This is a genomic window from Pseudoxanthomonas daejeonensis (assembly GCF_010093205.1).
In the GTDB taxonomy this organism is placed as follows: domain Bacteria; phylum Pseudomonadota; class Gammaproteobacteria; order Xanthomonadales; family Xanthomonadaceae; genus Pseudoxanthomonas; species Pseudoxanthomonas daejeonensis.
Map to the genome: position 1 here is coordinate 57,380 of NZ_PDWN01000011.1, position 12,538 is coordinate 69,917.

The following is a 12,538-nucleotide window of genomic DNA, read 5'->3' on the forward strand; positions in this document are numbered from 1 at the left end:
GAGTCCGGCATCCTCGGTGTCGCGGTCGTGCCCGCTCCTACAGGGAGCGGCTGCAGCGGGGGTCTGGAGCTGGGGGCCGCAGTGTGCTGCCAGCCTCAGAAGCCGGCGGCGAGCCGGCTGCCCTGGGCGATCGCGCGCTTGGCGTCCAGTTCGGCGGCCACGTCGGCGCCGCCGATCAGGTGCACCGGTGCAGTCGCGCCGGCGGCCTGCAGCGCGGCCTGCAGCTCGCGCTGCGGCTCCTGGCCGGCACACACCACCACGCTGCCGACCGGCAGCAGCTGTTCGGCGCCGTCGATGCGGATGCGCAGGCCATCGTCGTCCCCCCCCAGGTATTCGACTCCGCCGAGCATCTTCACGCCCTTGGCCTTGAGCGTGGCGCGGTGGATCCAGCCGGTGGTCTTGCCCAGGCGGGCGCCGGGACGGCCCGGGCTGCGCTGCAGCAGCCAGACTTCGCGCGCGGCCGGTTCGGGTTGCGGCCGGGCCAGGCCGCCGCGGCCGTCGCCGTCCAGGTCCACGCCCCATTCGGCGCGCCAGCGGACCGGGTCGAGGCTGGGCGATTCGCCCTCCTGCACCAGGAACTCGCCGACGTCAAAACCAATCCCGCCGGCGCCGATGATCGCCACCCGCCCGGCGACGCTGGCGCGGCCGCTCAATACGTCCAGGTAGCTGACCACCATCGGATGGTCGGCGCCGGGGAAATCGACCCGGCGCGGCGCGATGCCGGTGGCCAGCACGATCTCGTCGAAGCCGGCCAGTTCGGCCGGGCCGACGCGCGTGCCGAGGCGGATCTCGACCCCGGTTTCCTCCAGCAGGTGGCCGTAGTAGCGCAGCGTCTCGTGGAATTCTTCCTTGCCCGGGATGCGCTTGGCCAGGTTGAACTGGCCGCCGATCTCGCCGGCGGCATCGAACAGGGTGACTGCATGGCCGCGCTGGGCGGCCACGGTCGAACAGGCCAGGCCGGCCGGGCCTGCGCCGACCACGGCGATGCGCTTCTTCACGGTGGCCGGCAGGTAGTTGAGCTCGGTCTCGGCGACCGCGCGCGGGTTGACCAGGCAGCTGGCGACCTTGTTCTCGAACACATGGTCCAGGCAGGCCTGGTTGCAGGCGATGCACGTGTTGATGGCGCGCGCGCGGCCGCCGCGGGCCTTGTTCACCCACTCCGGGTCGGCAAGCAGCGGACGGGCCAGCGAGACCATGTCGGCCTGGCCGGCGGCGAGGATGCCTTCGGCCACCTCGGGCATGTTGATCCGGTTCACCGCGACCAGCGGCACCGACACATGCGGCTTGAGCCGCGCGGTGATCCCGGCGAACGCGCCGCGCGGCACCGAGGTGGCGATGGTCGGCACGCGCGCTTCGTGCCAGCCGATGCCGGAATTGATGATGGTCGCGCCCGCGGCTTCGACCGCGCGCGCCTGGGCGACGATTTCGTCCCAGGCATTGCCGTCCTCGACCAGGTCCAGCAGTGACAGGCGATAGATGAGGATGAAGTCCGGGCCGCAGGCCTCGCGCACCCGGCGCACGATCTCCACCGCGAAGCGCATGCGCTTCTCCGCGCTGCCGCCCCAGGCGTCCTCGCGTTTGTTGGTCCGCGGGGCGGTGAACTGGTTGATCAGGTAGCCCTCCGAACCCATCACCTCCACGCCGTCGTAGCCGGCTTCGCGCGCACGCGCCGCAGCGCTGGCGAACGCGGATATCTGCCGCTCGACGCCGCGCGCGGACAGGGCGCGCGGGGTGAACGGGTTGATCGGCGCCTTGAGCCTGGACGGGGCCACCTGCAGCGGGTGGTAGCCGTAGCGGCCCGCGTGCAGCAGCTGCATGCAGATCCTGGCGCCATGCTCATGCACCGCGCGCGTCACCTGCCGGTGCGGCGCTACCTCCCACGGCCACGACAGCTTGCCGCCGAACGGGGTGAGCCAGCCGACCACGTTCGGGGCGAAGCCGCCGGTGACGATGAGTCCGGCACCGCCGGCGGCGCGCTCGGAGAAATAGGCCGCCAGCTTCGGGAAGTCGCGGGCACGATCTTCGAGGCCGGTGTGCATCGAGCCCATCAGCACCCGATTGCGCAGGGTGGCGAAACCCAGGTCCAGCGGGGCGAACAGGTGCGGGTAGGGCGTTTCGGAGGCGGCTGGCGTCATGTGCGGAGATACGCTGGCGTACGGATGGCGCATCCTCCCGCCAATCGAGGATATCGGCAAGTCCGCCAGTCCGCCCTGGGCGGGGGTGGTTATTCCCAGCCGGCGAGTGCGAGCTTGCCGATCGTGCCGCCCGATTCCATGCGCCGGTGCGCTTCGCGCAGATTGGCCGCATTGATCGGGCCGAGCACCCCGGTCAGCGTGCTGCGCAGTTCACCGGCCTCCACCAGGCTGCCGACCCGGCTGAGGATCTGGTGGTGGCGGATCATGTCCGCGGTGCGGAAACGCGGCCGCGCGAACATGAATTCCCAGTGGATGCCGATGCACTTGGACTTGTAGGGGTCGCCGATGCGCAACGCGCCGGCCGGCTCGACGATCAGGCCGACATGGCCTTGCGGCGCCAGCAGTTCACCCAGCGCATCCCAGTAGCGGTCGGTATCAGCCAGGTTGATCGCCGCATCGACGGTCTCCAGGCCCAAGGCCTGCAGCTGGGGCGCCAGCGGTTGGCGGTGGTCGATCACGTCGTGGGCGCCGAGCTGGCGACACCAGTCGTCGGTCCCGGCGCGAGAGGCGGTGGCGATCACCCGGAAGCCGGCATGCCGGGCCAGCTGGATGGCGATCGAACCCACCCCGCCGCCGCCGCCGACAACCAGCAGGCTACGGCCGTTGCCCTCGGCGTCGAACGCGAACGGCATGCGCTCGAACAGCAGTTCCCAGGCGGTGATCGTGGTCAGCGGCAGGGCCGCGGCCTCGGCGAAGTCCAGGGTGGTCGGCTTGGGGCCCACCAGGCGTTCGTCGACGAGCTGGTACTGCGCGTTGCACCCCGGACGGGTCACGTCGCCGGCGTAATAGACTTCGTCGCCGGGCTGGAACAGGGTCACTTCATCGCCGACCGCCTCGACCACGCCCGCCGCGTCGAAGCCCAGGACGCGCGGTTGCGCCTCGACCTGCGGCTTGGGCGCGCGCAGCTTGGCGTCGACCGGATTGACCGACACCGCCTCGACCCGGACCAGCAGGTCGCGGGGGGCGGGCAGGGGGCGCGGCAGGGTGACGTCCTGGAGCGAGTCGGGATCGTCGACGGCCAGGTAGCGGGTCAGGGCGACTGCTTTCATGCATTTCATCCTTGGATTCGCCGGGCCAGTATGCCGCGGGCCCGGGCACGAGGCCGGCCCGGCCGAGGGGGATGCCGGGGGTAAGCACAAAATCGCTTGCAGAGCATTAAGGAATGCGCAAAAGTGCAATCGGATCGACGGTTTTCACATGTTATGGTACTGTTAACACCGTCTTCACCTGTTCCCGCCTAGGCTTTTGCGGGACGACGTGCAGAACGGCCGTCAGGGATGTCCGCCGAAAGTTCCCTTGGTAGGGCATCTGCAGTGACCTGAGGCAACACGGTTTCTTCACCCCCGAATCAGCAAGGAGCTAGATGAGATGAATAAGAAACTTCTGACTGCAGCACTGCTTGGCGGCCTCGCCGTTGCGCAGGCTGCTTCCGCGCAGGAGTTTGATGACCGCTGGTACCTTACCGGTTCGGCGGGCTTCAACTTCCAGGACAGCGGTCGCGGCACCGAAGACGTCCCCTTCCTGGGCCTGGGTCTGGGCAAGTTCGTCAGCCCGAACTGGTCCATCGACGGCGAGCTGAACTACCAGAACCCCGGTCTGAACAGCAATCGTCACCTGAACTGGAGCCAGTACGGCGTTTCGTTGGACTTCCGTCGCTTCCTGATCCAGGAAGGCCGTGAGTACAACCCGTACTTCCTGTTCGGTGTTGGCTACCAGCGCGCCGAGGAAGAGTTCGACGCCTTCCCGAACCCGGATTCCCCGGGTCGTCGTGAAGACGGCAACCTTGCTGCCAAGGTCGGTGTCGGCCTGCAGACCACCTTTGACCAGCGCGTCGCCGTGCGTGCCGAAGTGGCGTACCGCGCCGACTTCGACGACCGCAGCGTCAATGCGCCGAGCGAAGACTGGTTCGGCGACATCCTCGCCTCGATCGGCCTGGTGATCCCGCTGGGTCCGCCGCCGGCTGCCCCGGTCGCTCCGCCGCCGGCCGCGCCGAGCTGCGCCGACCTGGACGACGACGGCGACGGCGTCAACAACTGCGACGACAAGTGCCCCGACACGCAGGCCGGTACGGTTGTGGGTCCGGACGGTTGCCCGGTGCCGGTGTCGATCGACCTGAAGGGTGTGAACTTCGACTTCGACAAGGCGACCCTGCGTCCCGACGCGCTGGCGACCCTGGGCGAAGCCACCGAGATCCTGCGCCGTTATCCGCAGCTGAAGGTTGAAGTCGCCGGCCACACCGACCTGTGCGGTGCCGAGGACTACAACCAGAAGCTGTCCGAGCGTCGCGCCAAGACGGTGTACGACTACCTGACCAGCAACGGCATCGATGCCGGTCGCCTGGCCGGTCCGGTGGGCTACGGCGAGAGCCGTCCGCTCGAGCCGACCCCGCAGACGCTGCCGGGTTGCAAGAACGAAACCAACCGTCGTACCGAGCTGAACGTCCAGAACTGATCGGACGCCAAGCGGCAAAACCACAAGGCCCGGCTTCTGCCGGGCCTTGTTTTTTTCATGCCCGGGAATGCCCACGCGCGGGATTTGCGTCGTGCGTCCTTGAATCACCCGATGCCGCTGCCTACACTCGGCTCGACCATCTCCAGGAACCATCCAGATGCGCGCCATCGTCGCTGCCGGCCTGTTTGGCCTCGCCTATATCCCGGTTGCCGCGATTGCTGCCGCCAACTGTTCCGGCCCGATGGTGCAGGCTCCGCTGCCGTTGCATGCCACGGTAGCCGCGCCGGTCGCACCGGAACTGGGCTCGCGCACCTCGCAACTGGGAATGCCCAGTGGCGTGCTTGCCCCCGAGTCCGATGCCAGCCAGTCGCTGGACCGGGTGTTGCTGCGCCTGCGGATCGAGGGCTGCCGCAACGTCGCCAAGGCCCTGCCCGCCTCGCCGGCCGCGGTCAGTTCCAACGATCCGGCGGCCTACAAGCCCAAGACCGAATTCGACAATACCCCCTGGCGTTTCAACATGACCCAGGATGGCAAGCGCATGACCGCCGACGAGTTCGACGCCTGGATGAAGGCGCGCGGCGCGCGCGTGGCCACCGGCAAGCCGGCTGCCGCTCAGCCTGCTGCTGCTCCCGCGGCGCCAGCCAAGCCTCCGGCCAAGGACTGACCCCGGTCACGGAGGGGATCCCTCCCGTCCGGCGGCATGTCGCGCTTCGATGGCAGGTCGCCATCCCGCAACACCGCGCCATGGGCTTGCACGAGTGCTGTCCAAGGCAGGCGTGTGCTCGCGCACCGAAGCGGCGAACTGGATACGCGATGGACGCGTGCGGGTCGACGGGCGCATCGTCCGCGATCCCGAATACCCGTTGCACGACGGCATGCGGCGCGTGCAGGTCGACGGCCTGGACGCCGCACCACCGCCGCGCCAGTACCTGATGCTCAACAAGCCGCGTGGCCTGGTGACCAGCACGCGCGACGAGCAGGGACGCGACACGGTCTACCGCTGCCTGGAGGGTGCGCCGTTGCCCTGGCTGGCGCCGGTCGGGCGCCTGGACAAGGCCAGCGAGGGGTTGCTGCTTTTCAGCAACGACCCGCAATGGGCGTTCGCGATCCTCGACCCGGCCAGCGGACCCGACAAGACCTACCACGTGCAGGTCGATCGCCTGCCCGATGCCGCATGGCTGGCGCTGCTGGAGCAGGGCACGGACGTGGAAGGCGAACACCTGCGCGCGAAGTCGGTCTCGGTGCTGCGCTGCGGGGAGCGCAACGCCTGGCTGGAGATCGTGCTCGACGAAGGGCGCAACCGGCAGATCCGCCGCCTGCTGGCCGCATTCGACGTCGGCGTGTTGCGCCTGGTGCGCGTGGCGATCGGTGGCCTGGCGCTGGGTACGCTCGGCAAGGGCGAGTGGCGCCTGCTCCAGGACAGCGAGCGCGATGCGCTGGCACCGGCGACCGCGCCGGTGCCACGCTGATCGCGCTGCGGCAAACCGGCACTGCCGCACGGTTTGCACCGTTGCCCTGCGCCTACACTGCCGCGGTCGAACCATGCCGGGGAAATCCATGTCGCGGATGCGTCCGTTCCACATCCTGATGCTGCTGGCCGGTGTTGCCCTGCTGACCGCCTGCGCGGGGAAGAAGCCGCGCTCGGCGGCGAAGGCCGCGGCCAAGGAGGACGTTGTCGCCGTCCACGGCAAGGATCCGTACCCCTACCGGTTCGACATGACCCAGAAGGGCAAGCGGATGAGCGCCGACGACTTCGACGCCTGGATGAAGGCGCGTGGGTTGCGCGTCGCCAAGGGCGGATCCACCCCCAAGCCCGCCAAGGGCAAGGGCAAGGCGATCGCGGCGGCAAAGGCCAAGACCAAGCCCAAGAACGACTGACCTCCGGTCCAGACGGCGACGCGTCAGCCGCCGATCACCCCGAGCTCGCGGCCGATGCGGATGAAGGCATCGATCGCCCGGTCCAGTTGTTCCCGGGTGTGCGCCGCGCTCATCTGGGTGCGGATCCGCGCCTGGCCCTGTGGCACCACCGGGAAGAAGAAGCCGATCGCGTAGATGCCTTCCTCCAGCAGCCGCTGGGCGAACTTCTGCGCCAGCGGCGCGTCGTACAGCATCACCGGGCAGATCGGATGCACGCCCGGTTTGATGTCGAAGCCGGCGGCGGTCATGCGCTCGCGGAAGTGGGCGGTGTTTTCCTGCAGCCGGGTGCGCAGCTCGCCCGCCGACGCCAGCATGTCGAATGCCTTGATGCCCGCGGCGACCACGTGCGGCGGCAGCGAATTGGAGAACAGGTAGGGGCGCGAGCGCTGGCGCAGCAGTTCGATCACCTCCGCGCGCGCGGTGGTGAAGCCGCCCAGCGCGCCGCCCATCGCCTTGCCCAAGGTGCCGGTGAAGATGTCGATCTTCTCCATCACGCCCTTGACCTCGGCCGAGCCACGGCCGGTCGCGCCAAGGAAGCCGGTCGCATGGCATTCGTCGATGTGGACCAGCGCGTCGTACTTCTTCGCCAGCGCGGTGATCTGGTCCAGCGGGGCGATGAAGCCGTCCATCGAGAACACGCCGTCGGTGGTGACCATGATCGTGCGCGCGCCGTCGGCGCGGGCCTGCTGCAACTGCTTTTCCAGGTCGGCCATGTCGCAGTTGGCGTAGCGGTAGCGCCTGGCCTTGCACAGGCGCACGCCGTCGATGATCGAGGCGTGGTTGAGGGCATCGGAAATGATCGCGTCGTTCTCGTCCAGCAAAGGCTCGAACAGGCCGCCGTTGGCGTCGAAGCAGGCCGCGTAGAGGATCGTGTCCTGGGTGCCGAAGAAGTCGGCGATGGTCCGCTCCAGCTGCTTGTGCAGGTCCTGGGTGCCGCAGATGAAGCGCACCGACGCCATCCCGAACCCATGTGAATCCAGTGCGTCCTTGGCCGCCGCGATGATGTCCGGGTGATCGGCCAGTCCCAGGTAGTTGTTGGCGCAGAAGTTCAGCACACGGCGGCCATCGGCCAGCTGGATCTCGGCCGACTGCGGGCTGGTGATGATCCGTTCGGCCTTGAACAGGCCCTGCTCGCGCAGGCCCTCCAGCTGGCTGGCGTAGCGGGCGAGGGCGGCGTCGGACATGTCGCGGATCCTTGGAGGCGGGGTCGGGCGGTAAGCGAGGCATTTTACCCGGCGCATCCTGCGAGAGCGGCTAATGCCTTGCAGCTATAAGGTGCTCGTCCTTATTCATTTCCCGTCCCGAACCTGAATAGGGATTATCTCGTCACCGGCCTCAGGCCATGACGACGGGTATCCCCAGATGCAGCAGCGAGAGGCGGGCGAAAGGCGTGATGCCGGCGGGAGGCCGGGAATCTGGCTGACCGGGGCGCTGGCCTGTTCGTTGGCCATGCCTGCCCTGGCCCAGCAGAAGCCCACGGTGGAGGAGCTGCAGCGTCGCCTGGAAGCCCTGGAGGCGCGCTATGGCGCCGCACCGGCGGCCGCCGATGGACAGGTGAGCGACGTGGCCACGCTGGACCAGCGCCTGCGCGTGCTGGAGCGCAACCTTGAATTGCAGGAAGAGGCGCGCGTGGCCAAGGAAAAGGAGGCCGTCGTGGTGGCGGTCAGCGACAAGGGCGCATCCTTCAAGTCGGCCAATGGAGACTACGAACTCAAGATCCGCGGCCTGATCCAGGGCGACGGTCGCTTCTACAGCGCTGGCGAGCCGGCCGGCACCTATGACACGTTCCTGTTGCGCACTGCGCGGCCGACGATCGAGGGCACGCTCGGCAAGTGGATCGGTTACCGCTTCACGCCGGAGTTCGCCGGCGACAGCGCGAGCATCGTCGACGTCTATGCAGACCTGAAATTCTCGCCCGCGGCGACCGTGCGCGTCGGCAAGTTCACCTCGCCGGTCGGCCTGGAACGGCTGGAGTCGTCCTCGGCGTTGTCGGCGATCGAACGCGCGCTGCCCAGCGAACTGGCCCCCAACCGCGACATCGGCGTCCAGTTGCAGGGCGAGCTGGCCAAGGGCGTGGTGACCTACGCGGCGGGCGTGTTCAACGGCTCCGTGGATGGTCGCGATGCCGTGACCAGCAACCCGGACAACGATTTCGAATACGCGGGACGCCTGTTCTTCGAACCGTTCAAGAACGATGCGAACTTCTGGTCCGGCCTGGGCTTCGGCATCGGCGGCAGCTTCGGCGACACCCAGGGCACCGGCAACAATTTCCTGCCGCGTTACCGCACGCCCGGCCAGGTGCAGTTCTTCAACTACCGCGGCGCGGTGGTGGCCGATGGCAGCCGCACCCGCTGGTCTCCGCAGGGCTACTTCTATCGGAACAACTTCGGACTGCTGGCCGAGTACATCGAGTCCGCGCAGGAACTGCGCGTCGGTGCCACCGAGGCTGAACTCGAGAACACCGCCTGGCAGGCCACGGCCAGCTGGGTGCTCACCGGCGAGGACGCCAGCTATCGCGGCGTAGCCAAGCCCTCCAGCCCCTTCAGCCCGGGCAAGGGTGGCTGGGGTGCATGGGAGCTGGTCGGACGCTACGGCGAGCTGGACGTGGACGACGCAGCGTTCCCGCTGTTCGCCGATCCGGCAGTCGCGGCGCGCAGTGCGCAGGCGTGGACGGTGGGCGTCAACTGGTACCTCACCAGCAACCTGAAACTGGTCGCCAACTACCTGCAGACGAGCTTCGATGGAGGTGCCGCCGCCGGCGCCGACCGCGAGACGGAAAAGGCAGTGTTCACCCGGCTGCAGGTCGCGTTCTGATCTGCTTCCCACGACAAACCCGAGGAGCCATATCCATGAACACGCACAACACCCGCAGGTTCGCGTTGCGCCTCGCCGCGGCCGCCTTCGGCCTGGTGCTGGCGGGCGGGGCGGTCGCCAAGGACGCGCAGCTGCTCAACGTGTCCTACGACCCCACCCGCGAGCTCTACCGCGATTACAACGCCGCCTTCGCCAGGCACTGGCAGGAGACCAAGGGCCAGAAGGTCGCGATCGAGACCTCGCATGGCGGATCGGGCAAGCAGGCCCGCGCGGTGATCGACGGCCTCGAGGCCGACATCGTGACCCTGGCGCTGGCCTACGACATCGATTCGATCTCCGAGCGGGCCAAGCTGTTCCCGGCCAACTGGCAGAAGCGCCTGCCGGAGAACAGCACGCCCTACACCTCGACGATCGTGTTCCTGGTGCGCAAGGGCAATCCGAAGGGCATCCGCGACTGGCCGGACCTGCTCAAGTCCGGCGTGTCGGTGATCACCCCCAATCCGAAGACTTCCGGGGGCGCGCGCTGGAATTACCTGGCGGCCTGGGCCTACGGTTTGAAGATCTTCCAGGGTGACGAGGCCAAGACCCGCAACTTCGTCGCCGCGCTGTTCCGCAACGTGCCGGTGCTCGATACCGGTGCGCGTGGTTCGACCACCACGTTCGTCCAGCGCGGCATCGGCGACGTGCTGCTGGCCTGGGAGAACGAGGCGTTCCTGTCGATAGAGGAACTGGGCCCGGACAAGTTCGACATCGTCGTGCCCTCGCTCTCGATCCTGGCCGAGCCTCCGGTCGCCCTGGTCGACAGGAACGTGGACAAGCACGGCACGCGCGAGGTTGCGCAGGCCTACCTGCAGTACCTGTACTCGCCCGAGGGCCAGCGCATCGCGGCCAAGCATTACTACCGCCCGCGCCATCCGCAGCACGCCGACCCGGCCGACATCGTCCGCTTCCCCAAGGTGGAACTGGTGACGATCGATGGCGTGTTCGGTTCGTGGGCCGCGGCGCAGAAGAAACACTTCGCCGACGGTGGCGAGTTCGACCAGATCCAGGCCAAGAAGTGACCGGCGACGTGACCGGGGGACTGCGCATGCACCACTACACGCCGGCCGGGCAGGAGGTCTTTGCGAAAAATTACCTGCGCCCCGTGGATGATGCGGTGCTGCGGCGGCATGCGGCGAGTTTCCCGGAACTCGAAACCTTCCGCGCGGGATCGGCGTTCGGCAGTTGGCTGGAGGCGGAGAAGAAGCACTTCGCCGATGGCGGAGTATCCGACAGGACCTATTCGAAGCGATGACGACGGGCAGCACGACGATCGATGCGAACGGCACGCCGCCCCAGGGCGGCGTGGCCGTGTCCGGGCGCCGGCGCCGGGTGATTCCCGGGTTCGGGCTCAGCCTGGGCTACACGATGGCCTGGCTTGGCCTGATCGTGTTGCTCCCGCTGCTGGGCCTGTTCGTGCACTCCGCGCAGCTGGGCCTGGACGGACTGTGGCGGATCTGGACCGAGCCGCGCGTGCTGGCGGCGCTGAGGATCAGCTTCGGCACCGCGCTGGCCGCGGCCGCGTTCAATGCGGTGATGGGCACGCTGGTCGCCTGGGTGTTCGTGCGCTACCGCTTCCCGGGCCGGCGCCTGTTCGACGCGATGATCGACCTGCCGTTCGCCTTGCCCACCGCGGTGGCGGGCATCGCGCTGACCGCGCTGTACGGCCCCAATGGCTGGATGGGGCGCTGGCTGGAGTCGGTGGGGATAAAGGTCGCCTATACACCGCTGGGAATCACGGTCGCACTGGTGTTCATCGGCCTGCCGTTCGTGGTGCGGGTCGTGCAGCCGGTGCTGGCCGAGGTCGAGCGCGAACTGGAGGAGGCCGCCGCCACGCTCGGCGCCGGCCGCTGGCAGACCGTACGCCGGGTCGTCCTGCCAACGCTGTGGCCGGCCGTGCTGGCCGGCTTCGCCCTGGCGTTCGCACGCGGCGTGGGAGAGTACGGATCGGTGATCTTCATCGCCGGCAACATCCCGCAGGTCTCGGAGATCGCGCCGCTGCTGATCACCATCAAGCTCGAGGAATTCGACTACGCCGGGGCGACCGCGATCGCAGCGGCGATGCTACTGCTCTCGTTCGCCTTGCTGCTGCTGATCAACACGCTGCAATCGAGGATGGCGCGCGGCGAACGCAGGGGAGGCGGCTGAGATGGGTGATACATTGGGCGCAATCCTTGCCGTCGACGCCGGGGAACGTGTGGTGCAGCACGCACGTGATCGCAGTCCGGCCCGGCCGGCATCGCCGACCACCGAGCCCCGCTGGGTGCAGGTGTCGCTGATCGTCCTCGCGCTGGCATTCCTGCTCTCGTTCCTGCTGCTGCCGTTGTTGCTGGTGTTCACCGAGGCACTGCGCGGCGGTGTCGATGCCTTCATCGTCGCCGTCACCGAACCCGATGCGCTGGCCGCGATCCGCCTGACCTTGCTGGTGACCGCGATCGTGCTGCCGCTCAACCTCGTGTTCGGCGTTGCGGCGGCCTGGGCGGTGACCAAGCACGACTTCATTGGCAAGCGCTGGCTGGTCACCTTGATCGACCTGCCCTTCGCGGTGTCGCCGGTGGTGGCCGGCCTGGTCTTCGTGCTGATCTTCGGCGCGCAGGGCTGGGTGTACCCGCTGATCGACGAAGGGTGGCGCTTCACCCTGCCGCTGTGGGGCGAGATCCACCTGCAGTTGCCGAAGATCATCTTCGCGCTGCCGGGCATCGTGCTGGCCACGATCTTCGTCACCTTCCCGTTCATCGCCCGCGAACTGATGCCGCTGATGGAGCAGCAGGGCGTGGACGAGGAACTGGCGGCGATGAGCCTGGGCGCCAGCGGCTGGCAGACGTTCTGGCGGGTGACCCTGCCCAACATCCGCTGGGCGCTGCTCTACGGCGTGCTGCTGTGCGGCGCGCGGGCGATGGGCGAGTTCGGCGCCGTGTCGGTGGTGTCCGGCCACATCCGCGGCCGTACCAACACGCTGCCGTTGCACGTGGAGATCCTCTACAACGAATACGCCTACAGCGCCGCGTTCGCCGCGGCCTCGCTGCTGGCATTGAGCGCACTGGTCACGCTGGTGCTGAAGACCTGGCTGGAGTGGCGCCATGGCGAGTCGCTGGCCGCCAACCACCGCCACTGAACACGGA

The 12,538-nt window shown here is 68.2% G+C and carries 12 protein-coding genes; 9 read left to right on the forward strand and 3 right to left on the reverse strand.

Annotated elements, in window-relative coordinates:
• Positions 1 to 95: 95 nt before the first annotated feature.
• Complete coding sequence (locus CSC65_RS11945) at positions 96 to 2,135, reverse strand: NADPH-dependent 2,4-dienoyl-CoA reductase (protein ID WP_162410802.1); 2,040 nt, start codon at positions 2,133 to 2,135, stop codon at positions 96 to 98.
• A gap of 89 nt (positions 2,136 to 2,224) precedes the next feature.
• Positions 2,225 to 3,244, reverse strand: a complete 1,020-nt coding sequence (locus tag CSC65_RS11950; RefSeq protein ID WP_162410803.1) for a zinc-binding alcohol dehydrogenase family protein — start codon at positions 3,242 to 3,244, stop codon at positions 2,225 to 2,227.
• Positions 3,245 to 3,563: 319 nt separating this feature from the next.
• Here CSC65_RS11950 and CSC65_RS11955 point away from each other — a divergent pair, with 319 nt between their 5' ends.
• From CSC65_RS11955 to CSC65_RS11970, 4 genes are all read left to right on the forward strand, one after another.
• Positions 3,564 to 4,646, forward strand: a complete 1,083-nt coding sequence (locus CSC65_RS11955; protein WP_162410804.1) for an OmpA family protein — start codon at positions 3,564 to 3,566, stop codon at positions 4,644 to 4,646.
• Between the two features lie 157 nt (positions 4,647 to 4,803).
• A complete protein-coding gene (locus CSC65_RS11960) occupies positions 4,804 to 5,310 on the forward strand; it encodes a hypothetical protein (protein ID WP_162410805.1) in 507 nt (168 codons plus the stop codon).
• A 49-nt stretch (positions 5,311 to 5,359) separates the two neighbouring features.
• Positions 5,360 to 6,115 (forward strand): pseudouridine synthase, encoded by a 756-nt coding sequence (locus tag CSC65_RS11965; protein ID WP_162410806.1) that lies wholly within the window; start codon positions 5,360 to 5,362, stop codon positions 6,113 to 6,115.
• Between the two features lie 88 nt (positions 6,116 to 6,203).
• Entirely contained in the window at positions 6,204 to 6,524 is a 321-nt protein-coding gene (locus tag CSC65_RS11970) for an LPS-assembly lipoprotein LptE (protein ID WP_238390375.1), read from the forward strand.
• A 23-nt stretch (positions 6,525 to 6,547) separates the two neighbouring features.
• Here the strand turns inward: CSC65_RS11970 and kbl are convergent, their stop codons facing one another.
• Positions 6,548 to 7,747 carry a glycine C-acetyltransferase gene (gene kbl / locus CSC65_RS11975; protein ID WP_162410807.1) on the reverse strand — a complete coding sequence of 400 codons (1,200 nt, stop codon included), beginning with the start codon at positions 7,745 to 7,747 and terminating at the stop codon, positions 6,548 to 6,550.
• A 265-nt stretch (positions 7,748 to 8,012) separates the two neighbouring features.
• Here kbl and CSC65_RS11980 point away from each other — a divergent pair, with 265 nt between their 5' ends.
• From CSC65_RS11980 to cysW, 5 genes are all read left to right on the forward strand, one after another.
• Positions 8,013 to 9,377, forward strand: coding sequence for an OprO/OprP family phosphate-selective porin (locus CSC65_RS11980; RefSeq protein ID WP_238390376.1), 1,365 nt, complete (start codon positions 8,013 to 8,015; stop codon positions 9,375 to 9,377).
• A 35-nt stretch (positions 9,378 to 9,412) separates the two neighbouring features.
• Positions 9,413 to 10,438, forward strand: coding sequence for a sulfate ABC transporter substrate-binding protein (locus tag CSC65_RS11985; RefSeq protein ID WP_162410809.1), 1,026 nt, complete (start codon positions 9,413 to 9,415; stop codon positions 10,436 to 10,438).
• Positions 10,435 to 10,671, forward strand: coding sequence for a hypothetical protein (locus CSC65_RS11990; RefSeq protein ID WP_162410810.1), 237 nt, complete (start codon positions 10,435 to 10,437; stop codon positions 10,669 to 10,671). The genes CSC65_RS11985 and CSC65_RS11990 overlap by 4 nt, the downstream gene beginning before the upstream one ends.
• A gap of 80 nt (positions 10,672 to 10,751) precedes the next feature.
• On the forward strand, positions 10,752 to 11,564 hold the full coding sequence (gene cysT, locus CSC65_RS11995; RefSeq protein ID WP_274379413.1) for a sulfate ABC transporter permease subunit CysT: 813 nt from the start codon (positions 10,752 to 10,754) through the stop codon (positions 11,562 to 11,564).
• A gap of 52 nt (positions 11,565 to 11,616) precedes the next feature.
• Positions 11,617 to 12,531, forward strand: a complete 915-nt coding sequence (cysW, locus tag CSC65_RS12000; protein WP_425501358.1) for a sulfate ABC transporter permease subunit CysW — start codon at positions 11,617 to 11,619, stop codon at positions 12,529 to 12,531.
• Positions 12,532 to 12,538 lie beyond the last annotated feature (7 nt).